Source organism: Pseudomonas sp. LAIL14HWK12:I1 (genome assembly GCF_003202095.1).
Taxonomy (GTDB): Bacteria; Pseudomonadota; Gammaproteobacteria; order Pseudomonadales; family Pseudomonadaceae; genus Aquipseudomonas; species Aquipseudomonas monteilii.
The window spans coordinates 139,619-162,140 of the sequence record NZ_QJKG01000009.1; the positions used below are offsets into that span (position 1 = coordinate 139,619).

Sequence of the window (22,522 nt, forward strand, 5' to 3'; positions counted from 1 at the left end):
CGGTGGCCTGAGCCGGTCGGAGAGACCGATTTCAACCCTACCCGAGGGTGGTCTTGGCCAAACCGGGAAAGTCTGTAATCAGGCTGTCCACGCCAAAGTCAGCGAGCCGGCGCATCAGTGCCGGTTCGTTGACCGTCCACACCGACACGTGCAAGCCCTGGCCCTGTGCTTTCAGCAGGCGCTCGGGGGTGCACAGTGTCCAGTTCAGGGCCAGCATCTCGCAGCCGTAGTTCTGCGCCACCTTCAACGGGTCGAGCCAGGCGTATTCGGCTACCAGCCCGCGTTTCACGTCTGGCACCAGCTCCTGGGCTGCGCCCAATACTTCGCGTGAGCTGGAGGTGATGGTTACCTTGTCCAGCAGGCCGTATTGCTGGGCCAGTTCGCGGATCGCCAGCACGGTGGTGGCGGCGCGGGTGCGCGAAGCGCTCTTGACTTCCAGCTGCCAGTGCTCGAACGGGCACTTCTCGAACAGTTCTTCCAGTTTTGGAATAGGGCAGGGCTGCACATGGCCCGGGCCGCCTTTACGTGCGTCGATTTTCACCAGGTCGGCGGCCGGGTGCTCGACCACCTTGCCGCGTTTGCCGGTGGTGCGCTTGAGGGTAGGGTCGTGTATCACCATCAGCTCGTTGTCGGCCGACAGGTGAAGGTCCAGCTCGCAGCGGGTGACGCCGTGGGACAGGCACTGGCGAAAGCTGGTCAGGGTGTTCTCGGGTGCTTCGCCCTTGGCGCCGCGATGGCCGTAGATCAGGGTCACGTTCGTTCCTTCAAATCAGGGGAAAATAGGCTCAGGAGGCGGGGTCGTTCTGTTCCAGCTGCTGGCGCCGTTGTTGTTGCTGGCGCTGCAGGATGTAGCGGGCCAGCAGTTGACGCTGGGCGTCGGTCATGTCGGTAAACTCGGTGCCGACCTCGAAGCCGCCCTCCGGGCGCGGGTCGCAATGGGTGACCTTGCCGCGCAGCAGCAGGCCATGGGCGCGCGGCATCAGCACCATTTTCACTTTTACCCGGGTGCCGGGGGCAATCTGCGTGGCTTGGGCGAATTCGATACCGCCTTCGGAGATGACCACCGGCAGCGGCTGGCCGACTTCGCCAAGCAGGGTTTGCGCAACCACCGCGCTAAGCAGGTCGAGGCGCTTGTTCTGCGCCCGCAGGAAGGCAGCGAGGGTGCGGTCCTTGTCACTCAGCTGGCGCAGCAGGTGCTGCGACTCGAAGTCGGACAGATGCAGTTCGCTGAGCAGGTTGAACAGCGGGGAATCATCTTGCAACACATCTGGGTCGAGGGCTTCGGCCGCGCTGAGGGGGCTTATTTGAAGTGCGATCCGATCTTCGATGCGGTAGTATTCGCGGCGATCTTCTTCGTCTAATGTCGTCATGGCGAACCCAAGGTAGCGGCGGTGGTCCGAGTGTAAAGCCGCCGTAGGCGCCTCGCCACAAGGACGTTCCCTTTCATCCGAACAAGCCCCGACATGTTCAGACCTCTTTTCGCATTCATCGGTACGCGTTATACCCGTGCCAAACGCCGTAATCACTTCGTCTCGTTCATTTCCCTGACCTCGATGATCGGCCTCGCCCTGGGCGTGGTGGTGATGATCGTGGTGCTGTCGGTGATGAACGGTTTCGACCACGAGATGCGCACCCGCGTGCTCGGTATGGTCCCGCATGCCACGCTGGAGAGCGGCCAGCCCATAACCGACTGGCCTGCCCTTGCCCAACAAGTAAAGCAGAATCCGCAGGTGGTGGCGGTAGCGCCTTTCACCCAGATGCAGGGCCTGCTGACCCATGACGGCAAGGTGCAGAAGGTGCTGCTCAACGGCATCGACCCGGCCCGCGAGCGCGAGGTGTCGATTATCGACAACTTCATCTTGCAAGGCCGCCTCGACCAGCTGGCGCCGGGCGAGTGGGGCATCATGATAGGCGACAAGGCTGCGGCGAAGCTGGGTGTGACCATTGGCGACAAACTCACCTTCGTCGCCCCCGAAGTCAGCGTGACGCCTGCCGGCATGTTCCCGCGCATGAAGCGCTTCACCGTGGTGGGCACCTTCCATGTGGGCGCGGGGGAGATCGACGGCTATCTGGGCCTGACCAATATCAGCGACCTGTCCCGCCTGCACCGCTGGAAGCCCGACCAGGTACAGGGCCTGCGCCTGAAGTTCGACGACCTGTTCCAGGCGCCACGGGTGGCCTGGAGCATTGCCCAGCAGCTGGGTGACCAGGAGTACTACAGCCGCGACTGGACCCGCACCCACGGCAACCTGTACCAGGCCATCCGCATGGAAAAGGCCATGATCGGCCTGCTGTTGCTGCTGATCGTGGCGGTGGCGGCGTTCAACATCATTTCCACGCTGGTGATGGTGGTGAACGACAAGCGTGGTGACATTGCCATCCTGCGCACACTGGGCGCCACGCCCGGGCAGATCATGCTCATCTTCATGGTCCAGGGCACGGTAATCGGGGTGATCGGTACCCTGATCGGCGCCGTGGTCGGGATTGTTGCCGCGCTGAACGTGAGTGCGGCGATCGCCGGCATCGAGAAACTGATCGGGCACAAGTTCCTCAACGCCGACGTGTACTTCATCGATTACCTGCCCTCGCAGATCCAGGCCCAGGACGTGTACATGGTCTGCGGTGCGGCGCTGGTCCTGAGTTTCTTCGCCACCCTGTACCCGGCCTGGCGTGCGGCCCGCACCCAGCCTGCAGAGGCGCTACGTTATGAGTGAGTCGCGCATGAGTGATAAAGCCGTTCTGAGTTGCCGCAACCTGGGCAAGTCCTACGACGAGGGCCCGGAGTCGGTGCAGGTGCTGTCCGGGCTCAACCTGGAGCTGCACGCCGGCGAGCGGGTGGCCATTGTCGGCAGCTCCGGTTCGGGCAAGAGTACCTTGCTCAACCTGCTGGGCGGCCTCGACCGGCCGACCCAGGGCAGCGTCTGGCTGGCCGGCGAAGAGCTGTCGGCGCTGGGCGAGCGCGCCCGTGGCCTGCTGCGCAACCGAGAGCTGGGCTTTGTCTACCAGTTCCACCACCTGTTGCCAGAGTTCACCGCCATCGAGAACGTGTGCATGCCGCTGCTGATCGGCCGCACGCCCATCCCCGAGGCCCGTGAGCGCGCCGAGGCGCTGCTCAAGCGCGTGGGCCTGGGCCATCGCCTGAACCACAAGCCGGCCGAGCTGTCCGGTGGTGAGCGCCAGCGTGTGGCGATTGCCCGGGCCCTGGTCAACCGCCCTGGCCTGGTGATGCTCGACGAGCCGACCGGCAACCTCGACCACCATACCGCCCAGGGCATCCAGGAGCTGATGCAGGAGCTGTCCAGCGCCTCGCGCACGGCGTTCCTCGTGGTGACCCACGACCTCAACCTGGCGCGGCAGATGGACCGTGTATTGAAGCTCGACGACGGCCACCTGGTGGCCATCTGATCGACTGCCCGGGGTGGCAGGTGCCGCCCCGTTTTCCTGTTTTCACTGGGTGATTCCGTACATGTTCAGACCCTTGCCCATTTTCATCGGCGCGCGCTACACCCGAGCCAAGCGTCGCAACCACTTCATCTCGTTCATTTCGATGACCTCGATGATCGGCCTGTCGCTGGGTGTGCTGGCGATGATCGTGGTGTTGTCGGTGATGAACGGCTTCCAGCGTGAAATGAGCGCGCGCATTCTTGGCCTGGTGCCGCATGCTGCCATCCTGGGCGTGCAGCCGATGGACGACTGGCACAAGGTGGCCGACGCGGCCCTGCAGAACCCGGCGGTGATGGCGGCAGCGCCGATTACCGAAATGGAAGGCATGCTGTCGTACAAGGGGGCGATGCAGCCGATCCAGGTGGGCGGTATCGACCCGGCCGAAGAGGGCAAGGTCTCTATCGTTGGCCAGCACATCGTGCAGGGCCGCTTGCAGGACCTGCAAGCGGGTGAGTTCGGCGTGGTCATCGGCGAGCTGACGGCGCGTCGCTTTCGCCTGAACACCGGCGACAAGCTGACCCTGATCGTGCCGGAAATCAGCAAGGAGCCGGGCGGGATTACCCCGCGTATGCAGCGCCTGACCGTGGTCGGTATTTTCAAGGTGGGCGCCGAGCTGGACGGTTCGCAGGCTTACATCCACGTGGCGGATGCCGGTGAGATGCAGCGCTGGGCGCCGGGCCAGGTGCAGGGCGTGCGGTTGAAACTGCATGACCTGTATGCCGCGCCGCAGGTGTCCAAGGCCATCGCTGCCGGGCTGGGCGATGCCTACCGCGCCGATGACTGGTCGCACACCCAGGGCAGCCTGTTCAGCGCCATGAAGATGGAAAAGACCATGATCGGCCTGTTGCTGATGATGATCATCGCGGTGGCCGCGTTCAACATCATCGCCACCCTGGTGATGGTGGTGAACGACAAGGGGCCGGACATTGCCATCCTGCGTACCCTGGGCGCCACGCCGGCGCAGATCATGGGCACGTTCATGGTTCAGGGCAGCCTGATCGGCATTGTCGGTACGTTGATTGGTGGCGTGCTGGGGGTGATTGCGGCGTTCAATGTCAGCCAGATCGTTGGATGGCTGGAGCGGGTGAGCGGGCAGCACATCTTTACGTCGGATGTGTACTTTGTCAGCAGCTTGCCGTCGCAGTTGCAGTGGGGGGATGTGGCGATCATCTGCACTGCGGGGTTGGTGATGAGCTTTTTGGCGACCATTTACCCGGCATATCGGGCATCGCAGGTGCAGCCGGCGATTGGCCTGGCGGTTTGATGTTTACCTGAGAGTCTGGGGGTTGCGAAGCAGCCCCAATTTCACCGATCCTGAGTGAACTCGATCAAAAAACGCGTCCACCCATCCTCGCATTCCGCCCGGATGCACCCGCCATGGGCCTGCACGATCGACCGGGTAATCGCCAAACCCAACCCCGCATGCTCGCTGCTGCCTTCCCGTCGCGCAGGGTCGACCCGGTAGAAGCGGTCGAACAACCGTGGTAACGCCGCAGGGTCGATAGCCTGCCCGGTATTGGCCACGCAGATTGTAGGTCCCGGCTCCAGCGTCACCCTTATCTGCCCGCCCGCCGGGGTAAACCGCAGGGCGTTGTCCAGCAAGTTGGACAACGCTCGCCGCAGCATATGCCGGTCGCCCTGCAACACGGCTTCTCCCTCACGCAACATCTGCACCCCGCTGTCCTCGGCGAGCGGCGCGTAGTACTCCAGCAGTGCATCCACTTCTTCATGCAACGCCAGCGGCGCCTGCCCCGGCACCAGCAGGCCGTGATCGGCTTTGGCCAGGAACAGCATGTCGTTGATCATCTGCGCCATCCACTGCAGCTCTTCCAGGTTGCCATGCAGCGCCTCGCGGTACTCCTCCAGGCTGCGGGGGCGGGTGAGGGTGACCTGGGTGTGGGTCAGCAGGTTGGACAGGGGGGTACGCAGCTCGTGGGCGATGTCGGCAGAAAACGCCGACAGGCGCTGGAAGGCATCGTCCAGGCGTTGCAGCATGGCGTTCATGCTGGTGGCCAGCTCGGCCAGTTCTTCGGGCATCTGCGCCACCGGCAGGCGGGTGGTGAGCGAACGTGCCGACACGCCAGCGGCCACCTGGCCCATTTGCCGCAAAGGGCGTAGCCCACTGCGTGCGGCCCAGGCGCCAAGCAGCGCGGTGGCCAGCGCCGACAGGCCGACGGTTAGCCAGATCAACCGTTGCATGCCTTGCAGGAAGTGCTGGTGGTGGGTGATGTCCAGGTAAAGGGTGAGTTGCGGCGACGGTGTTGTGGCTTGTGCCAGGTGCACGGCCAGGCTGCGGTAGTCGGTACCTTGCGCGTGCAGGGTAGCCAGCCCCGCTGGCCGTGGTGCCTGCGGCAGCCCTGTGCGGCTTTCGAACCAGGTGGTGCCATCGTTGCCGCTGATGCGCAAGGCCAGGTCGGCCTGGTGGCTCAGCTCATCGTGCAGGGCGGGCAGGCGGGCCTGTAAATCTTCCGGCGTGCTGATGCCGGCCAGTTGTGCGCGGAACAGCGACAGGCGCGAGTCCAGCAATTGTTGGTCCAGCTCGACGAAATGCTGCTCGCTGGCCTTGCTGAACAACAGGCCGGCACCAAGCGAGACGGCTGCTGTGCAGGCGGCGAACAACAGGGCCAAACGGCTGCCGAGGGAAAGCCTGCGCATCAATCTGCACGCTCTTCGAGTACATACCCCATGCCGCGTACGGTGTGGATGAGTTTGTTGGTGTGCGGGTCGTCAATCTTCAGTCGCAAGCGGCGGATTGCCACCTCGATCACGTTGGTGTCGCTGTCGAAGTTCATGTCCCATACCTGCGAGGCAATCAGCGATTTTGGCAGCACCTCGCCCTGGCGGCGCAGCAGCAGTTCGAGCAGGGCGAACTCCTTGGCGGTCAGGTCGATGCGCTGGCCGGCGCGCTCGGCGCGGCGACGGATCAGATCCAGGCGCAGGTCGGCCAAGCTCAGGATGGTGTCCTGGCCGGGGTTGGTGCCACGGCGCAGCAAGGTGCGCACCCGGGCCAGCAGCTCGGAGAAGGCAAAGGGCTTGACCAGGTAATCATCGGCGCCCAGCTCCAGGCCGTGCACCCGGTCTTCGACGGCGTCGCGTGCGGTGAGGAACAGTACCGGCGTGTCGAGGCCGGCCTGGCGCACCGCTTGCAGGATCTGCCAGCCATCCCGGCCGGGCAGCATCACGTCGAGGATCAGCAGGTCATGGTCACCGGTCAGCGCCAGGAACTGGCCGGTTTCGCCATCGGTGGCCAGTTCGGTGGCGAAGCCGGCTTCGCTCAGGCCTTGGCTCAGGTACTGGCCGGTGCGGGCCTGGTCTTCGACGATCAGCAATTTCATTGGGTAGCTTGCCTCCAGCAAGGGCCGGGTGATGCTTGAAATGATACGTGACTATCCCGGTCGTCACTCAAGCTGACAACGTTGTAATCTCCCTGTCAGGTTGCCGCCAGCCGTCCCTGACTAAGGTCGCCTCATACTGTTGTGCATGCCCGGAGTCATCATGAAACACCTGTTCATCGCCGCCACCCTTGCCTTGGTCAGCCTGCCAGCCTTTTCTGCCGAGGCGAAAACCTTCGCCTTCGGCGAGCCGGCCCCGGCGGCCAAAGCCACCCGCACGGTGGACGTGGTGCTCAAAGACATTGCCTTCGAGCCCAAGAGCCTGCAGGTAAAAGCCGGTGAGACGGTGCGCTTCGTGCTGGTCAACGAGGGCAAGCTGCCGCACGAGTTCAACCTGGGTGACAAGGCCATGCATGCCGAGCACCAGAAAGAAATGGTCGCCATGCAAGGCAGGATGTTCACCCAGGCCATGAACCATGAAGGCATGGATCACAGCCAGATGATGGATCACGGTGGCGGCCATGGTCACGGCGGTGGCAATACCGTGCTGGTAATGCCCGGCCAGCGCGCCGAGCTGACCTGGACCTTCCGCCAGTCGGCGCCCATCGAGTTTGCCTGCAACGTACCAGGGCATTACCAGGCCGGTATGGTCGGGGTCTTGACCATCGAGTGACTTGCCCTGCAAGGCGGGGTGCAAAACCGGTAAACTAGGGGCAATTTCGAACCTCTAGGTCAGTTTCCATGCATCCCGCTGCCGAACACTCCCCGCTGGGCAAATCCAGCGAATACGTTGCCACCTACTCCCCGGAGCAGCTGTTCCCGATCCCGCGTACTGCCAAGTGGGCCGAGCTGGGCGTTACCGCGCAGACCTTGCCCTGGCAGGGCGTGGATTACTGGAACTGTTTTGAGCTGAGCTGGCTGCTGCCGTCGGGCAAGCCTGTGGTGGCGATCGGCGAGTTCGCCATTCCGGCTGATTCGCCGAACATCATCGAATCCAAGTCGTTCAAGTTGTACCTCAACTCGCTGAACCAGACGGTGTTCGCCTCGCTGGGCGAGTTGCAGGCGTGCCTGGAAAAAGACCTGTCCGCTGCCGCTGGCAAGCCGGTGGGCGTGAAAGTGCGGACCTTGGCCGAGGTCGAGGCCCAGGGTGTGGTGGCTTTGCCGGGGCTGTGCATCGATGCACTGGATGTGGCCATCAGCAACTACGAGCAGCCGCAGCCGGAACTGCTGCGTTGCGACCCGGAGCGGGTGGTGGAAGAAACCTTGCACAGCCACCTGCTGAAGTCCAACTGCCCGGTTACCGGCCAGCCGGACTGGGGCAGCGTGGTGGTCGAGTACAAGGGCAGGGCGCTGGACCATGCCAGCCTGCTGACCTACCTGATCAGCTTCCGCCAGCATGCCGACTTCCACGAGCAGTGCGTAGAACGCATTTACCTGGACTTGAGGAACCTGCTGCAGCCGGAGCACCTGACGGTGTATGCGCGCTATGTGCGCCGGGGTGGGCTGGACATCAACCCTTACCGCAGCACCGGGGCGATCAGCCCGCAGAACACGCGGCTGGTTAGGCAGTAAGGTTCCCGTACGCTGGGGGGCGCTCTGCGCCCCTTTCGCGGCACAAGGGCTGCAACGCAGCCCCGGCTATTTCAGATCCCCATGCTGTGCAGCGAGTTGGCAATGCTGCGCAGGGTGGCGGTGAGGTCGGGGTGGTCGGCCTCGAAGCGTTCGATCGCCAGGTTCACGCCATCGACCAGGTTGTTGTCCGGGGTGGCTTCCTCAAGTTTCAGTTGCGCCTCGATCTGGCGCGCTTCTTCGTGCAGCGCGGCCAGCTCTTCTTCCGAAAGCGGTACGTTGCGGTCCAGTTGCTCGCGCAAGCTGTTCAGGCGCTCTTGCAATTCGCGGGCAGGCATTGGCAGTTCTCCATCAATGGCTTGGCAAACCATGGACCTCAGCGAAGCGGCAAAGGTTCTGGCCTGTCTTCAGCGTAATCCACCTGCCGCCGCTTTGCATGATCCGTGTCAAAGGTGCTGTATCAGGGTTTTTCACCTTTGCGGCGGCGCTGCGCGATGTCCTGCAGGCAGGTATCCAGCGCTTCGAGGTGGTCGATTACCGAATGCACGCCCAGGCTGAACAGCTCCAGCGTCGCCTTGCCGCGAGCCAGGTCTTGTTCCTGTGTGCTCATGGCTTGCCATTGCTGCGAGCTGCGGTCGCAGAGCGGGCTGCAGGCCGCCAGGCCCACCGTCCACAGGCCCGCGTTAAGGCCCGACTGCAGCAGGCGCGGGTCGCCGCTGACCAGCACGCAGCCGTCCAGGCGTTCGCTGTCCAGGCTCATCAAGGCCTGCCAGCAGGCGTTGGGCGCTGGCCAGCGGACGCCGTTGACCAGGTGCCCTGGCAGCCAGTCGGGCAGCACATGGGCCAGGCGTTTGCTGTGGGCGGCGGTGAGGTCATCCAGCCAGATGCACGGCACCTGGCGATGACGCAGGCTGGCGAGGGTGGCCAGTGCGCCGGGAGCGGGTGAGGGGGCGCCGCCATTGGCAGCCTCCACCAGGCAGCCGCGCAAGCCGAACAGCACAGCGGTGAAGGCGGGTGCAGCGTCCATGGCAACTTCCCCCAAATAGTCCGCAGGCTATTCGCTGATTGTTACCGGCCTGTGACAGGCTCGCCCGCGCAACAGTTGTTCACAAAATATTGAGCAAAAATGTGTAAAGCTGTTTATCGGGCCGCAAGCCTCTATACTGCCGCCTTACCAGCAGCGCGCCCCGTTGCGCGTGCGGCCGAGAAATTCGATGGAGAGACATCTATGCGTAGGATCGGTGCCAGTGTGATCGAACGAGTCACCCAGGCCTGTGTCTGCGCCAGCTTGCTGCTGGCGCCCGTGGCAGCCACCCAGGCCGCCACCGAGGAAGATCCCTGGGAAGCGGTCAACCGCCCGATCTTCCGTTTCAACGATACCCTCGACACCTATGCCCTGAAGCCTTTGGCCAAGGGCTACCAGGCGGTCACCCCGCAGTTCCTTGAAGATGGCATCCACAACATCTTCCGCAACCTGGGCGACGTGACCAACCTGGCCAACGACCTGCTGCAGCTCAAGCCTCATGCAGCGGGCGTGGACACTGCGCGGCTGATCGTCAACACCACGTTCGGCCTGGGCGGCTTCTTCGATGTGGGTACCAAGATGGGCCTGCAACGTAATGACGAGGACTTTGGCCAGACCTTGGGTTATTGGGGCGTGCCGAGCGGCCCGTACGTCGTCATCCCGCTGCTGGGGCCGAGCACCGTACGTGACGGCGTAGCCAAATACCCGGACACCTACACCAAACCCTACCGCTACATCGACCATGTGCCGACGCGCAACTCGATCTTCGCCCTGGACGTGATCGACACCCGTGCCGACCTGCTGTCGGCCGAGAAGCTGATTCAGGGTGACAAGTACATCTTCATTCGCAACGCCTACCTGCAGAACCGCGAGTTCAAGGTGCAGGACGGCGAAGTCGAAGACGACTTCTGATCCGTGGGCTGGCCTGGGGCTGCAACGCGGCCCCAGGTTCAGTGCATCGCCAGAATCCGCAGCCCGAACTTCTGCTGCCCGCCCGGCTGGTCGGCAATCCATACCACTTCGGTGCTGGCATGCAGCCCTTTGAGCGCCGGGTGCTCTGAGTCGATCCGCACCTCGATATGATCCCCCACCAGAAAGCGCTGCGGTGCCTGTACCTGCATGCCGCCGCTGGACAGGTCCAGGCACACCGCCGCAATCACCTGGCCTTCATGCAGCAGGCTGGCCTCGGTGTCGATGCGCATACGGATAAAGTCGCGTTTCTCGCTGTGGCTGGAGGGCGTGTGGGGCATGCTGCATCCTTCCCATCGGGTTGCGCTGGTCGACTTTCTTATAACTCCCGGTGATTTGCCCTGTAAAGAGCGGCGAGGTCGACCCTTGCATGCTTGAAACCCCTGCCGGATGGGAGTACCGTCTGCGCCTTACAAGGTAGCTCTGACAGTTGCCGGAGAGTTGCCGGGCAGGTGTTCTTGTCCTACAACTCAAGTAGAGTGTGACCCTAAAGAATTCCCGTAGCTGGCCGTCTGCCTTGCCGACACCGCTGCACCAACCTAAATCGGCGCCGTTCGCCCACATGCAGAAAACCAGTGCAACGCTGCTGATCATCGATGACGACGACGTGGTCCGTGCGAGCCTCGCCGCCTATCTTGAAGACAGTGGCTTCAGCGTCCTCCAGGCCGGTAATGGCCAGCAGGGGCTTCAGGTCTTCGAAGAACACCAGCCCGACCTCGTGATCTGCGATCTGCGCATGCCGCAGATGGGCGGCCTCGAACTGATCCGCCAGGTCAGCGAGCGCGCGCCGCAGTTGCCGGTGATCGTGGTGTCTGGTGCCGGCGTCATGAGTGATGCGGTTGAAGCGTTGCGCCTGGGCGCCGCCGACTACCTGATCAAACCGCTGGAAGACCTGGCCGTACTCGAGCATTCGGTGCGCCGCGCCCTCGACCGTTCGCGCCTGGTGCTGGAAAACCAGCGCTATCGCGACAAGCTCGAAGCCGCCAACCGCGAACTGGAAGCCAGCCTGCACCTGCTGCAGGAGGACCAGACCGCCGGCCGCCAGGTGCAGATGAACATGCTGCCGGAAAGCCCCTGGGCAGCCGGCGAGTTCGCTTTCGCGCACCAGATCATTCCGTCGCTGTACCTGTCGGGTGATTTTGTCGATTACTTCCGCGTGGACGAGCGGCGCATTGCCTTCTACCTCGCCGATGTTTCCGGGCATGGCGCGTCGTCGGCCTTTGTCACTGTGCTGTTGAAGTTCATGACCACGCGGCTCATGTTCGAGCTCAAGCGCAGCAGGATGCGCGAGTTCAAGCCGTCGGAAGTGCTTAGCCATATCAACCGCGGCCTGATCAATAGCAAGCTGGGCAAGCACGTCACCATGGTCGGCGGTGTGATCGACGAAGAGTCCGGTCTGCTGACCTACGCCGTTGGCGGCCATCTGCCGCTGCCGGTGCTGTACACCCCCGATCACGCCCGCTATCTGGAAGGCCGTGGGCTGCCGGTGGGGCTGTTTGAGGAGGCCACCTACCAGGACCTGGTAGTGGAGCTGCCACCGCAGTTCAGCCTCAGCCTGATGTCCGATGGCATTCTGGACCTTTTGCCGGGTGACACGCTCAAAGATAAAGAAACCGCCTTGCCGGAGATCGTCAAGGCAGCAGGTGGCAGCCTGGATGGGCTGCGTCAACGATTCGGATTGGCTACGCTTGGGGAGATGCCGGATGATATCGCCCTATTGGTGTTGAGCAGGAACCTTCAATGAGTACCGGTAGAATCCAGTTCGCCGAGCAGAGTGGTACCTTCGTACTGAAATTTGTCGGTGAAGTGCGCCTGACCCTGTGTTCGGCGCTGGATGCGACGATCGAGAAGATTTTCACGGCGTTGAACTTCTCGGCGATTGTCATCGACCTGACTGAAACCGAAAGCATCGACAGCACCACCCTGGGCCTGCTGGCCAAGCTGTCGATCCTGTCGCGGCAGAAGGTGGGCTTGCTGCCGACCGTGGTTACCACCAACCCGGACATTTCCCGGTTGCTGCAGTCGATGGGCTTCGATCAGGTGTTCAACATCGTCGATCGCCCAATTCCGTGCCCGGAATGCCTGACCGACCTGCCATCGCAGGACCAGAACGAAGACGTGGTGCGCTCCAAGGTGCTGGAGGCGCACAAAATCCTCATGGGCCTGAACGACTCCAACCGCGAAGCGTTCCATGACCTGGTCAGTGCGCTGGAGCGAAGCTGACCTGTCGCCCGGCTACCGCCCGGCAACAAACTCGGTTGCTTCAGCGCCGCCGGCATCCAGCTGAAATACCCGCACTGGCCGCCCCTGTTCGTCGAAGAACACCTGCCCCAACCCCGCCCCGTTCCACAGCCGCTCTCCAGCCTTGCTGTGGCTGGGCGTACGCGGTACCACTTCCATCTCCCGACGTCTGGTGAACCAGTTCAACGGCGAGCGTGGCGAATACAGCCAGCGGTTGAGCCGGTCGAGCACATCCAGCAAACGCCGGGGGAACTCGTTTTTGATCCCGCTGCTGGTCACCTGCCACAGGTGCGGGCTGCGCTGGCGGTGGCGGATCAGCACTTCATAGACGAACGAGTAGTGCACATCCCCGGACAGCACCACATAGTGCCCCGGTGTACGGGAGTGGCGGAAGATGTTGAGGATGACCTGCGCCGCCCCTCGGTGGGCCATCCAGTTTTCGGCATCCACCAACAGTGGATAGCCCAGCCAGCTGAACACCTTTTGCACCGTCTCGATCAGCTTCACGCCAAAAATCGGCGCCGGTGACACGATGACCGCTGACGGGTGGTCGAGCAGTGCTTGCTGCAACTCGCTCAGCGCCTCCCAATCGAGCAGGCCGGACGGCTTGGCCAAACTGCTTTCACTGCGCCAGCGCCGGGTGCGGGTGTCCAGCACCAGCAGGGGCGGGTTTGTGGGCAGGCTGAATTGCCAGCCCTGGAAGCGCAACAACTCGTCGATGAGCGCATCCTGGTGTTGACCGGTCAGCGCCTGGCATTGCTCGGTCAGTGGCTTGCAGCCGTCCGGGTTGTTACCCCATGCCTGGCACAGCAGGTAGCCGAGCAGGGCGTTGCCGATGATGCGCCGCGAGAACGGATGGCCGTAGGCGGTTTCTTCCCACTGTGCCGAGAGGTTCCAGTCGTCGGTGATGTCGTGGTCGTCGAAAATCATCAGGCAGGGCAGGTGGGCCATCACCCGCGCCACCTGGTCGAGGTTGTCGGCAAACGCCTGGATCAATGGCAGCTCTTGCCGGTAACGGGCCTGGCGCTGGTCGGTAAGACCGGTGGGCATGTCCAGGTTCACCAGTTGCCAAGGCACCGGTGACCACACCAGCAGGTACATGGCCATGACCTCGGCGAAGGTCACCAAGTGGTTGTCGGCGTTGCTGGACGAGAAAATCGGCTTGCGCTTGCCGCCGAAAAAGCGCTCGCGCAAGGTGTCGTTGTGTTCCTGCGCCGGCAGCAGGTCGGCGCGGTGGTAGTAACTGGCCGGGTGTTGGTACAGCGCCTGGCTATCAGGCACCACCGCACCCTCCAGCTGCTCGTCGAACAGGCCCAGGCGCGCGATCAGGGTATGGATGGCGCGCAGCATAGGGCCGGCGACATCGTCGGCGTACACTTGGTCGCCGGTCATCAGCAGCACGGCCGGGCGGTCCTCGGGCTTTGTGCAGGCCTTGAGCAGGCGATCGGCGCACAACAGGCCATCGGCAGCGGGGTGGTGCGGCTTGCGGCAGGAACCGTGCAGCAAGTGGTCGAGGCGGTCGCGCAGCACCAGGCTTGGGCGCTGGGTGCCGGGGTAGAGCAAGTGTGGCGCCCAACTGGCGATGCCTTGACCGTTGATCATCAGATCGTAGTCAAGCAGCTGGTTGCAGGGCAGGGGATTTGCGAAGTGGATATCCAGCAGGTGAATGAAGGCCTGTTGGCCGACGGGGAGAACCTGGCAATCGACCTGGGCCTCGCCTGCGGGGCAGATGAAATCGGGTTGCAGCGGTTGGGTGGCGACCAGCCAGATGGCCAGGCGCTGAGGCTCCAGGCGGCGCAGTACCGGGCCGGCGAGCACGAGGGGCAATGGGGTAGAGGGGGTCATCGACAGCTCGGGTGGCTATGCGGGCCTCTTTGCGGGCAAGCCCGCGAAAAGGCCCTGGAATTCAGTACACAACTAAAACAGGGCAAAACAAAACGGGCGGAAAATGCTTAACACCTCCCGCCCGTCAGGCAAACGCGAACTGTATCAGGCCTTTTCAGCCATTAACTTCTCCAGCTTTTCCTGGTCCCGCGCAAACTGGCGGATACCTTCGGCCAACTTCTCGGTGCCCATGGCATCTTCGTTCATTGCCCAGCGGAACTGGCTTTCATTCAGCTGTTGCTTGGGTTCACCCGCATTGCCAGGCTTGAGCACGCGCGGCAGCTCACCCTGGTCATCGCTCAACTGCTGCAACAGCTCAGGGCTGATTGTCAGGCGGTCGCAACCGGCCAGTTGTTCGATCTGGCCGATATTGCGGAAGCTGGCGCCCATGACCACGGTGTCGTAGCCATTGGCCTTGTAGTAGTCGTAGATGCGCGTGACCGACTGCACACCAGGGTCTTCGGCGCCCACGTATTCCTTGCCGGTGCTCTTCTTGTACCAGTCGTAAATACGGCCCACGAACGGCGAAATCAGGAACACCCCGGCATCGGCGCAGGCTTGTGCCTGGGCGAAGGAGAACAGCAGGGTTAGGTTGGTCTGGATGCCTTCCTTCTCCAGCTTTTCGGCGGCGCGAATGCCTTCCCAGGTGGAGGCCAGCTTGATCAGCACCCGGTCACGGCCAACCCCGGCCGCTTCGTACAGCTCGATCAGCTTGCGCGCCTTGGCCAGCAGGGCCGGCTCATCGAACGACAGGCGCGCATCCACTTCAGTGGAGATACGCCCCGGGATGACCTTGAGAATGCCCGAGCCCACGGCCACTGCGAACTTGTCGCAAGCCAGGTCGACATTGCCCTTGGCATCGGCCTTCACCTGCTTGAGCAGATCGGCATAGCCCGGGATGGCGGCGGCCTTGAGCAGTAGCGACGGGTTGGTGGTGGCATCGACCGGCTTCAGGCGGGTGATGGCATCCAGGTCCCCGGTGTCGGCGACCACGGTGGTGAACTGCTTGAGTTGTTCCAGCTTGGAGGTCATGGGCGTGCTCTGTCCTGTGCAATGACTCGACATTACCCGAGCCCCGACGGCCGCTCAAGGGCCGTCGAAACCATGCAGGCAAGCGGTGGAAGCAGGCTTGCCCGCGAAGGGCGGTGCGAAAGGTGAAGATTCGAGTCGCAAGCCGGCCCGAGGTTCCCAATCCCGCCTTGTCACCGCCCTTGCAACAACTCGACTGCCTGATCAAACACCGCCAACGGCTCAGCGGCCTTGTGAATATCCGCCGACAGCAATTGGCGGAAGCGCCGTGCGCCATTGAACCCCTGCGCCAACCCTAGAATGTGCCGGGTAACGTGATGCATCGCGCCACCACTTGCCATATGCGCCACGATGTAAGGGCGCAGCTGTGCCAGCGCCTCGCTACGGCTGACCACCGGCGCCGCGCTGCCAAACAGCTGCTGGTCTACCTCGGCCAGCAGGTAAGGGTTGTGATATGCCTCACGCCCCAGCATCACGCCATCGAAGGTTTCAAGGTGCGCCTGGCATTCGGCCAAGGTCTTGATCCCGCCGTTGAGCACGATCTCCAGGTCCGGGAAGTCGGCCTTCAACTGCGCTGCCACGTCATAGCGCAGCGGCGGGATTTCGCGGTTCTCCTTCGGCGACAGCCCCTCCAGGATCGCGATGCGCGCATGCACGGTAAAACTCCGGCAGCCGGCCTCTCGCACCTGCCCAACGAAGTCGCACAGTTCGGCGTAGCTGTCGCGGCCATTGATGCCAATGCGGTGCTTGACCGTCACCGGCGTCGACACCGCATCACGCATGGCCTTCACGCAATCGGCCACCAGCGCCGGGTGTGCCATCAGGCAGGCGCCGATCATGTTGTTTTGCACCCGGTCGCTCGGGCAGCCGACGTTGAGGTTGACCTCGTCGTAGCCGGCCTCCTCGGCCAGGCGCGCGCAGGCAGCCAGGTCGGCGGGCACACTACCTCCCAGTTGCAGGGCCAGCGGGTGTTCGGAGACGTCGTGGCGCAGGAAGCGGTGGGCGTCGTTGTGGAGGAGGGCGCCGGTGGTGACCATCTCGGTGTAGAGCAGGGTTTGGCTGGAGAGCAGGCGCAGGAAGAAGCGGCAGTGGCGGTCTGTCCAATCCATCATCGGCGCAACGCTGAACCGTCGGAACGGTTCCGCACATTGAATTTCAGCTAATTCTTGAGGCATCTGGGGCACGTGTCTGATACCCGGCGTGGTTGCCCGACGCCGGGGAGATTTGGGGAATGGGCATAGTCTACCAATTCGGCCTGCCATGCGTCTGGCCCTGTGATGACTGGCGTTGCCCGCTGCCCACGGCCAGACTTACTTCAACGGCACATAAACATCCGTCTCCCACTGCTCCAGCGGCGTTTCCGGGTACACACTCAGGTACTGAAAGAACAACGGATGATCCCGCAGCTCTTCTTGACTCGACGGCAACCAGTCCCGATAAAGCGGATAAATGGTCTCACCAATGTAGTCAGGTGAGCCGGTATGCCGAATCACGGCACAACGCCCCGCCGGGATGACCCGTTCGTGCACGCCGAAATCATTGGGCTTTACGGCCTCGTCCAGCTCGCCACAAACAGCGAAGCGAAAGGCGTGGGCCGGCGTGGTGTCGGGGTTGTCGTAGGGGATGCCGAAGGTGCGGCTGGTCGCCACTGGCGACTGGCCGCTGTGCATGCGCCATTGGCGAAAGCGCGCGACGCTTTCGCCGACCAGGCTTGGCGCCCCTCGGTGTTCAAGCGCGGCCACGCGGGTTTCGGCGAAATCCACGATACGGATCTGCATGGTGATACTCCTGGTTAAGTGAGGCACAACGAACACCGCACTCCAGGCCTGCCAGTTCGGCGCTTTGGCAAAAACGCTCGGCGCCATGCCGAACGCACGCTTGAACGCCCTGGAAAAGGCTTCGGGGCTTTCGAAGCCGGCGCCGAATGCGGCTTCCAGTACGGGCGTTGTGGGCGAGGCGACCAGTTGATGCGCCGCACGTCGAAGCCTCATCAGTTGCACATACCGTGTAACCGGAACGCCCATGTATGCCGTGAATTGCCGATGAAAGTGATACGCCGAGAAGTTGGCGATGCGGCTCAGGGCATTCACCGACAGGTCGCCTTCAAGGTGGCTGTCGATATAGGCAAGCACGGCTTCGAACCGTTTTGCGTAGGTAGGGTTGTGCTGTGAGTCAGTCAACGAACGGAATCTCCGGAAGGTGCGGTGAGCGCTAGCATCCGTTGTTCAGGCATCGAAGTGCCTAGCCGTGATTGCTCAATCAAGAATACGTTTGACCATGCCATGGAGGGCGCCCGTGTTCGCGGGTTTAATGCAATGCCGACCCGTTAGGCAAATTGGGCCGCAACGCGGCCCTTTGAACGCTGGCTGACAGGTGGATCAATCCACACGCACGAACTCGTTCTTGGCCATGTCGCTGCCGCCAACGGCTTCCAGGCGCTTGCCGCCCTCCAGTACCCGCACGTTGATCAGTGCAAGCCCGTCCTTGTTGCGCGCAGTGACCACATCATCCTTGCGCTCCCATTCTTCAACCTTGACCTTGCTGCCGTTGGCGATGATGTAGTCCTTGGAGAACTCCCATTTCTGCTTGGGGCTTTTGAAACCCATCACAGTGGTGGTCGCTTCGTAAGTCCCTTCCAGGGCGTCGTTGCCGCAGCCGGCCAGAACAAAGAATGGCAACGCCGCGAGCACGTATTTGAATGTACGCATGAGATTTCCTTATCGGTTCGGTTGTGATCAAGAGGCATCATGAAGACGCCGATCCATGGGCATTCGCACCGGGTGTGGGGTGCCCGGCGGGACTATACAGACCGGGCTAGATCATCAAAGTTGCACCCCTAAGGGCAATTGCTACCGCGCTTTTGGTATCGCCCTGGCAGTGCTGCCGTGAGTTTTAGTCAGCACTACAGGCTGTGTACCAGGGGGCAGCAGAGTCGACATGAAGGTGTTTCTGCTTTTTGGGCAGAAACGGTGTATCAAGCGTGCCCAGCGCGATCGAAACCCAATCGGCAAACTCGCCCTGGGAACGTGACCAGAACAGGCTAGAGCCGCACTCGGCGCAAAACTCGCGCACTACTGTGGGTGAGGAGGCAAATGCCTTGAGGCTGGCAGCGCCGCGCAGTATTCGCAGCCCGCTGCGTGGAACGCTGCCATATGAGGCGAAGGCGGCCCCGTGGCTTTTGCGGCACTGGCTGCAGTGGCAATGGCTCACTGCCTTGGGTGGGGTAAGTAACAGGTAACTGACCGCTGCGCACAGGCAGCTTCCTTGATAGGCCTCTTTCACTGGCGCTTCCGTGCAGGTGGGAAGCGCCAGCGTAACTGCCCCGGCTTGATCCGTCGACTGGCCAGGGCGGCCTGTTGGCAGCTTTTCAGTGCTGCGCGCTATCCACCGCAATGCTTTCACCGGAAACGTCGGCATGCCTGGCACTGCGATCGGCAATGGCGTAATGAATCAACCCGCCCAAACCGGCGCCGAAGAACCACGAGAACTGCGACAGCGTGTCGAACGCCGGCACCAGCGCCAGCACGATGGCGATCAGCGCAGCGGGGATGAACGCCGCTACGGCGCGCAGGTTGACCCCGCCCTTGTAGTGGTAGGCGGCCTCGGTGCTTTCGCTGTACAGCTGCGGCAGGTTCACCCGGCTGCGACGCACCAGGTAGTAGTCGGTGACGATGATGCCGTACAGCGGGCCGAGCAGGGCGCCCAGGCCGCCGAGGAAATACACGATTACGGACGGGCTGTTGTACAGGTGCCAAGGCAGGATCACCACCGCGATGCCGGCGCTGAGCAGGCCCGCGCGGCGGAAGTTCAGCAGGTTCGGGGCCAGGTTGGCGAGCACGTAGGCCGGGGCGACGAAATTGGCCATGATGTTCACCGCCACGGTGACGATCAGGAAGGCCAGGCAGGCCAGCACCAAACCGGCGGTGCTGGGGATGGCGGCGACGATTTCGGTGGGGCCCTGCACCAGCTTGCCGTCGATGCTGAACTGCGCACCGGCGAGTACCACGGCAATCAGCGCGAAGCCGAGCATGTTCACGGGCAGGCCCCAGAAGTTGCCCACGCTGATGGTGCGCCGGTCTGGGCAGTTGCGGGTGAAGTCGCAGAAGTTGAGGATCATGGTGCCGTACAGCGAGACCCACAGGGCGGCGGCCCCGAGCACTTTCAGCCACAGGGTCGAGCCGGTCGGTGCGTTGCCGCTGGACCAGGCAATCGACAAGCCACTGCGCCAGTACATCCAGCCCGCCAGGCAGGCGAATGCGACCAGGATGATCGGCCCGGTGATGGACTCGAAGCGGCGTACCATCTCCATGCCGTAGGCGAAGATCGCCACCTGCACGCACCAGATGCCGAGGAAGGTGACCCAACCCAGTGTTGACAGGCCAAGGATTGCGTTCTGATCGTAGGCCTTGAGGTCTGGCACGATGGCGGTGAGCAGCACACGCAGCACGACCGAGGCGAGGTACGTCTGGATACCGAACCAGGCAATGGCGATCACCGCGCGGATCAGGGCCGGGATCTGTGCACCGTGGATGCCGAAGCTGATCCGGCACAGCACAGGGTAGGGCAGGCCGGTTTTCTGGCCCATGTAGCCGGACAGGTTCATCAGGCCGTAAATCACCAGCGCGCCGAGGGCGAAGGCGCCAAGGATTTGCGCGCCGCTCATGCCCAGGGCGAACAGGCCGATGGCGAAGGAGTAGTTGGCGATGTTGTGCACATCGTTGGTCCACAGCGCAAACAGGCTGTAGCGCCCCCAGGTGCGATTTGCCGCGCGGGTTGGCGCGAGGTCGGTGCTGTACAGGCGCGGGCTCAATGCCAGCTGAACGGGGTCGGCCGTTTCGACCGGTAGCGCGTCAGGGTGGCCAACATCGGAACGTGAAATCGACGCCATCGGAACTCCATGATGGTTGTGTACTTTTATTGTTGGATTTGTATACAAAAAAGATTCGTACCAACCCGCAGGTTTCATGGGATTTGCCGTTTTCTCGGCGTTTTGCTGCCTTTTGCTGCGATGGATCGGGCCTTGAAGTGGGAAGTTCGTGCACATTCGTGTGTGCAATTGTTACCGCTGGCGCAGGTTGACGCAGTGAACGGCTGGCTTTGCGGGGCGTGTTCCGACTAAGCTGGGGGCAGGGTTCCAAGGGGGCAATTCGATGTTGCATGTATCGCTCGGACTGGGTCTGTTAATGGCCGTCGCCTTGGTCGAAGCGGCTCCCCTGCAGGTCCCCACCCCGGCCCAACTCAGGAGCCAGCTCGACAGCCTCAAGCCTGGGCAGTTTCTCTGGTACCCGCAGGTCTCGCCGGTGGGGCCGGTGACTGTCGTGGTCAGCCTTACCGAGCAACGTGCCTATGTGTACCGTAACGGCATCGCCATCGGCGTCAGCACCGTGAGCAGCGGCAAGCCAGGCCGGGAAACCCCCACCGGGGTATTCAGCATTCTGCAGAAAAAGGTCGAGCATAAATCCAGCCTCTACAACAGTGCGCCGATGCCCTACATGGAGCGCCTGACCTGGGACGGCATTGCCCTGCACGCTGGCCACCTCCCGGGGTACCCCGCCTCGCATGGTTGCGTGCGGCTGCCCATGGACTTTGCCAAGAAGCTGTACGAAGTGACCGGTTTCAGTTCGACCACGGTCATCGTTTCCGACACCCACAGTGCACCGGTGGAGGTCTACCACCCAGGGGTGCTGGCGCCCACGGTCAGCGATGGCAAAGCCCAAGGCCCGTTGGTATTGAGCAATCAACAGTTCTGGAACGACCCCGACCCGACGGCGGGGCCGCTGTCGATCCTGATCAGCCGCGCCGACTTGCGGGCGTATGTGTTTCGCGGTGGCCAGCTGGTCGGCTCGGCACCGGCGCTTTCGCTTGAAAGCAGCCAGCATCGCAGTGGCATGGCGGTGTATTCCCTGCTGCAAAAGCCATCCGCCCCGGCACTCGATGGCGCGCTGCCCTTGCATTGGTCGGTGGTGGGCCTGAGCAACCCGGAGTACGGGAACACGCCCTATGAACAATTGGGCCAATTGAGCATCAACCCGGAATTCCGCCGCCATTTACGGGCGGCGATGGACGTTGGCACGATGCTGGTGATCACCGACTGGGCATCCACCCGGGATACCCGCAGCAATGGACAATTCACGGTAATCAGCACCGAAGGCAGTGAAGACGTTAAACCATTGGTCAAGAAATGATCGGCAATGCTGCAGGAATCAAGCAAAGTAGCCGCTTTTGGCTGCAATCACGGCAACAACGGCCAGGTTTTCATCAGGGTAATCCATGTCGATCTTCAAACTATTGCGGGGAGCCGCGCGGCTCTCGTTGGCCAGTATTGGCCTGTTTTTTCTCAGCGCCTGGCAAGCCGCCCACGCGCAACCTCTGCCGAGTGCCGCCGAGCTGCAGCAGTTGGCACCGAGCTCCAGCCTGTCGACCCTGGCCTTGGCACTCACCGCCTATGCATGCGCCAGCCACAGCGATGCGGACAAGTTGCTGACGGTGATCGATTACTCCAAGGCCTCGCGTGATAAACGCTTGTGGGTGTTCGACCTGCGTGCCAGGAAGCTGTTGTTCGAGGAATGGGTCGCCCATGGCAAGAACAGCGGCGCCGATGTACCGACTGCGTTTTCCAACGCGCCGAACAGCTACCAGTCGTCTATCGGCCTGTATGAGACCGGCCAGACCTACAGTGGCAAGCACGGCCGCTCGCTGCGCCTGCAGGGGCTGGAACCGGGGTTCAATGACAACAGCATGTCGCGGGCGATTGTGATGCATGCCGCCGCGTACGCCGACCCCAAGGTGGTACCTGGCCTCGGTCGTCTGGGGCGCAGCCAGGGGTGCCCGGCTGTGCGGCCGGCCATTGCCGGCAAGCTGATCGAGACGCTGCAACGCGGTAGCTATGTGTTCGCCTATTACCCCCAGCAGGACTGGCTGAAAACATCGCGTTTTCTTAACCCCCAGAGCTGCCCGCTGGCGAATCAGTCGATTGCCAGCAAGTAGGGGAAGTGGCGGGCCAACCCTGTCCGTCCAGCGTAATGAGCTG

At 62.7% G+C, this 22,522-nt stretch carries 24 protein-coding genes; 10 read left to right on the forward strand and 14 right to left on the reverse strand.

Going from position 1 to position 22,522, the window contains the following annotated elements; genetic code table 11:
• Positions 1-37: 37 nt before the first annotated feature.
• Positions 38-754 (reverse strand): glycerophosphodiester phosphodiesterase, encoded by a 717-nt coding sequence (locus D906_RS21305; protein ID WP_019096214.1) that lies wholly within the window; start codon positions 752-754, stop codon positions 38-40.
• Between the two features lie 31 nt (positions 755-785).
• Entirely contained in the window at positions 786-1,370 is a 585-nt protein-coding gene (locus D906_RS21310) for a PilZ domain-containing protein (protein ID WP_016714910.1), read from the reverse strand.
• Between the two features lie 93 nt (positions 1,371-1,463).
• On the opposite strand from D906_RS21310, the gene D906_RS21315 reads away from it, so the two are divergent.
• From D906_RS21315 to D906_RS21325, 3 genes are all read left to right on the forward strand, one after another.
• Positions 1,464-2,714, forward strand: a complete 1,251-nt coding sequence (locus D906_RS21315; RefSeq protein ID WP_019096215.1) for a lipoprotein-releasing ABC transporter permease subunit — start codon at positions 1,464-1,466, stop codon at positions 2,712-2,714.
• Positions 2,715-2,721: 7 nt separating this feature from the next.
• Entirely contained in the window at positions 2,722-3,405 is a 684-nt protein-coding gene (gene lolD, locus D906_RS21320; protein ID WP_174244669.1) for a lipoprotein-releasing ABC transporter ATP-binding protein LolD, read from the forward strand.
• Between the two features lie 61 nt (positions 3,406-3,466).
• Positions 3,467-4,708 carry a lipoprotein-releasing ABC transporter permease subunit gene (locus D906_RS21325; RefSeq protein ID WP_026020291.1) on the forward strand — a complete coding sequence of 414 codons (1,242 nt, stop codon included), beginning with the start codon at positions 3,467-3,469 and terminating at the stop codon, positions 4,706-4,708.
• A gap of 41 nt (positions 4,709-4,749) precedes the next feature.
• Here D906_RS21325 and D906_RS21330 read toward each other — a convergent pair whose 3' ends face one another.
• Together D906_RS21330 and cinR are read right to left on the reverse strand one after the other, a co-directional pair.
• Positions 4,750-6,102 (reverse strand): heavy metal sensor histidine kinase, encoded by a 1,353-nt coding sequence (locus D906_RS21330; RefSeq protein WP_019096217.1) that lies wholly within the window; start codon positions 6,100-6,102, stop codon positions 4,750-4,752.
• A complete protein-coding gene (cinR, locus tag D906_RS21335) occupies positions 6,099-6,779 on the reverse strand; it encodes a two-component system response regulator CinR (RefSeq protein ID WP_019096218.1) in 681 nt (226 codons plus the stop codon). The genes D906_RS21330 and cinR overlap by 4 nt, the downstream gene beginning before the upstream one ends.
• A 160-nt stretch (positions 6,780-6,939) precedes the next feature.
• Here cinR and D906_RS21340 point away from each other — a divergent pair, with 160 nt between their 5' ends.
• Both D906_RS21340 and queF read left to right on the forward strand, forming a co-directional pair.
• Positions 6,940-7,449, forward strand: a complete 510-nt coding sequence (locus D906_RS21340; RefSeq protein ID WP_019096219.1) for a plastocyanin/azurin family copper-binding protein — start codon at positions 6,940-6,942, stop codon at positions 7,447-7,449.
• 68 nt (positions 7,450-7,517) lie between these two features.
• Positions 7,518-8,348, forward strand: a complete 831-nt coding sequence (gene queF / locus D906_RS21345) for an NADPH-dependent 7-cyano-7-deazaguanine reductase QueF (protein ID WP_019096220.1) — start codon at positions 7,518-7,520, stop codon at positions 8,346-8,348.
• A 71-nt stretch (positions 8,349-8,419) separates the two neighbouring features.
• Here the strand turns inward: queF and D906_RS21350 are convergent, their stop codons facing one another.
• Together D906_RS21350 and D906_RS21355 are read right to left on the reverse strand one after the other, a co-directional pair.
• A complete protein-coding gene (locus D906_RS21350; RefSeq protein ID WP_003248815.1) occupies positions 8,420-8,683 on the reverse strand; it encodes a DUF4404 family protein in 264 nt (87 codons plus the stop codon).
• A 122-nt stretch (positions 8,684-8,805) separates the two neighbouring features.
• Positions 8,806-9,372: a hypothetical protein gene (locus tag D906_RS21355; protein WP_025754454.1), complete on the reverse strand. Its 567-nt coding sequence runs from the start codon at positions 9,370-9,372 to the stop codon at positions 8,806-8,808.
• Between the two features lie 201 nt (positions 9,373-9,573).
• Here D906_RS21355 and D906_RS21360 point away from each other — a divergent pair, with 201 nt between their 5' ends.
• Positions 9,574-10,281, forward strand: a complete 708-nt coding sequence (locus tag D906_RS21360; RefSeq protein WP_025754453.1) for a VacJ family lipoprotein — start codon at positions 9,574-9,576, stop codon at positions 10,279-10,281.
• 38 nt (positions 10,282-10,319) lie between these two features.
• On the opposite strand, the gene D906_RS21365 is transcribed toward D906_RS21360, so the two are convergent.
• Positions 10,320-10,619 (reverse strand): PilZ domain-containing protein, encoded by a 300-nt coding sequence (locus D906_RS21365; RefSeq protein WP_019096596.1) that lies wholly within the window; start codon positions 10,617-10,619, stop codon positions 10,320-10,322.
• A 281-nt stretch (positions 10,620-10,900) separates the two neighbouring features.
• On the opposite strand from D906_RS21365, the gene rssB reads away from it, so the two are divergent.
• A complete protein-coding gene (rssB, locus tag D906_RS21370; protein WP_019096597.1) occupies positions 10,901-12,082 on the forward strand; it encodes a two-component system response regulator RssB in 1,182 nt (393 codons plus the stop codon).
• Positions 12,079-12,561 (forward strand): anti-sigma factor antagonist RssC, encoded by a 483-nt coding sequence (rssC, locus tag D906_RS21375; RefSeq protein WP_019096598.1) that lies wholly within the window; start codon positions 12,079-12,081, stop codon positions 12,559-12,561. The genes rssB and rssC overlap by 4 nt, the downstream gene beginning before the upstream one ends.
• Before the next feature lie 12 nt (positions 12,562-12,573).
• Here rssC and D906_RS21380 read toward each other — a convergent pair whose 3' ends face one another.
• The 7 genes from D906_RS21380 to D906_RS21410 form a co-directional block, all read right to left on the reverse strand.
• Positions 12,574-14,424, reverse strand: a complete 1,851-nt coding sequence (locus tag D906_RS21380) for an alkaline phosphatase D family protein (RefSeq protein WP_027615685.1) — start codon at positions 14,422-14,424, stop codon at positions 12,574-12,576.
• Between the two features lie 144 nt (positions 14,425-14,568).
• A complete protein-coding gene (gene tal, locus D906_RS21385) occupies positions 14,569-15,495 on the reverse strand; it encodes a transaldolase (RefSeq protein ID WP_027615686.1) in 927 nt (308 codons plus the stop codon).
• 170 nt (positions 15,496-15,665) lie between these two features.
• On the reverse strand, positions 15,666-16,667 hold the full coding sequence (gene dusA, locus D906_RS21390) for a tRNA dihydrouridine(20/20a) synthase DusA (RefSeq protein WP_027615687.1): 1,002 nt from the start codon (positions 16,665-16,667) through the stop codon (positions 15,666-15,668).
• Between the two features lie 135 nt (positions 16,668-16,802).
• Complete coding sequence (locus D906_RS21395; protein ID WP_027615688.1) at positions 16,803-17,672, reverse strand: GyrI-like domain-containing protein; 870 nt, start codon at positions 17,670-17,672, stop codon at positions 16,803-16,805.
• Positions 17,673-17,870: 198 nt separating this feature from the next.
• Positions 17,871-18,200, reverse strand: coding sequence for a hypothetical protein (locus D906_RS21400; protein WP_019098722.1), 330 nt, complete (start codon positions 18,198-18,200; stop codon positions 17,871-17,873).
• 184 nt (positions 18,201-18,384) lie between these two features.
• Positions 18,385-18,774 carry a GFA family protein gene (locus tag D906_RS21405; protein ID WP_081735858.1) on the reverse strand — a complete coding sequence of 130 codons (390 nt, stop codon included), beginning with the start codon at positions 18,772-18,774 and terminating at the stop codon, positions 18,385-18,387.
• A gap of 85 nt (positions 18,775-18,859) precedes the next feature.
• Entirely contained in the window at positions 18,860-20,380 is a 1,521-nt protein-coding gene (locus tag D906_RS21410; protein ID WP_027615689.1) for an NCS1 family nucleobase:cation symporter-1, read from the reverse strand.
• Between the two features lie 262 nt (positions 20,381-20,642).
• Between D906_RS21410 and D906_RS21415 the strand changes: the two genes are divergently transcribed.
• Complete coding sequence (locus D906_RS21415) at positions 20,643-21,677, forward strand: L,D-transpeptidase (protein ID WP_025754447.1); 1,035 nt, start codon at positions 20,643-20,645, stop codon at positions 21,675-21,677.
• 85 nt (positions 21,678-21,762) lie between these two features.
• Entirely contained in the window at positions 21,763-22,479 is a 717-nt protein-coding gene (locus D906_RS21420) for a murein L,D-transpeptidase catalytic domain family protein (protein WP_027615690.1), read from the forward strand.
• Positions 22,480-22,522 lie beyond the last annotated feature (43 nt).

Excerpts from the sequence above, each read along its gene's own strand:
- D906_RS21310 (WP_016714910.1), bottom strand. The coding sequence starts at position 1,370 with ATGACGACATTAGACGAAGAAGATCGCCGCGAATACTACCGCATCGAA.
- D906_RS21315 (WP_019096215.1), top strand. The coding sequence starts at position 1,464 with ATGTTCAGACCTCTTTTCGCATTCATCGGTACGCGTTATACCCGTGCC.
- lolD (WP_174244669.1), top strand. The coding sequence starts at position 2,722 with ATGAGTGATAAAGCCGTTCTGAGTTGCCGCAACCTGGGCAAGTCCTAC.
- D906_RS21325 (WP_026020291.1), top strand. The coding sequence starts at position 3,467 with ATGTTCAGACCCTTGCCCATTTTCATCGGCGCGCGCTACACCCGAGCC.
- cinR (WP_019096218.1), bottom strand. The coding sequence starts at position 6,779 with ATGAAATTGCTGATCGTCGAAGACCAGGCCCGCACCGGCCAGTACCTG.
- D906_RS21340 (WP_019096219.1), top strand. The coding sequence starts at position 6,940 with ATGAAACACCTGTTCATCGCCGCCACCCTTGCCTTGGTCAGCCTGCCA.
- queF (WP_019096220.1), top strand. The coding sequence starts at position 7,518 with ATGCATCCCGCTGCCGAACACTCCCCGCTGGGCAAATCCAGCGAATAC.
- D906_RS21350 (WP_003248815.1), bottom strand. The coding sequence starts at position 8,683 with ATGCCTGCCCGCGAATTGCAAGAGCGCCTGAACAGCTTGCGCGAGCAA.
- D906_RS21355 (WP_025754454.1), bottom strand. The coding sequence starts at position 9,372 with ATGGACGCTGCACCCGCCTTCACCGCTGTGCTGTTCGGCTTGCGCGGC.
- D906_RS21360 (WP_025754453.1), top strand. The coding sequence starts at position 9,574 with ATGCGTAGGATCGGTGCCAGTGTGATCGAACGAGTCACCCAGGCCTGT.
- D906_RS21365 (WP_019096596.1), bottom strand. The coding sequence starts at position 10,619 with ATGCCCCACACGCCCTCCAGCCACAGCGAGAAACGCGACTTTATCCGT.
- rssB (WP_019096597.1), top strand. The coding sequence starts at position 10,901 with ATGCAGAAAACCAGTGCAACGCTGCTGATCATCGATGACGACGACGTG.
- rssC (WP_019096598.1), top strand. The coding sequence starts at position 12,079 with ATGAGTACCGGTAGAATCCAGTTCGCCGAGCAGAGTGGTACCTTCGTA.
- D906_RS21380 (WP_027615685.1), bottom strand. The coding sequence starts at position 14,424 with ATGACCCCCTCTACCCCATTGCCCCTCGTGCTCGCCGGCCCGGTACTG.
- tal (WP_027615686.1), bottom strand. The coding sequence starts at position 15,495 with ATGACCTCCAAGCTGGAACAACTCAAGCAGTTCACCACCGTGGTCGCC.
- dusA (WP_027615687.1), bottom strand. The coding sequence starts at position 16,667 with ATGCCTCAAGAATTAGCTGAAATTCAATGTGCGGAACCGTTCCGACGG.
- D906_RS21400 (WP_019098722.1), bottom strand. The coding sequence starts at position 18,200 with ATGCGTACATTCAAATACGTGCTCGCGGCGTTGCCATTCTTTGTTCTG.
- D906_RS21410 (WP_027615689.1), bottom strand. The coding sequence starts at position 20,380 with ATGGCGTCGATTTCACGTTCCGATGTTGGCCACCCTGACGCGCTACCG.
- D906_RS21415 (WP_025754447.1), top strand. The coding sequence starts at position 20,643 with ATGTTGCATGTATCGCTCGGACTGGGTCTGTTAATGGCCGTCGCCTTG.
- D906_RS21420 (WP_027615690.1), top strand. The coding sequence starts at position 21,763 with ATGTCGATCTTCAAACTATTGCGGGGAGCCGCGCGGCTCTCGTTGGCC.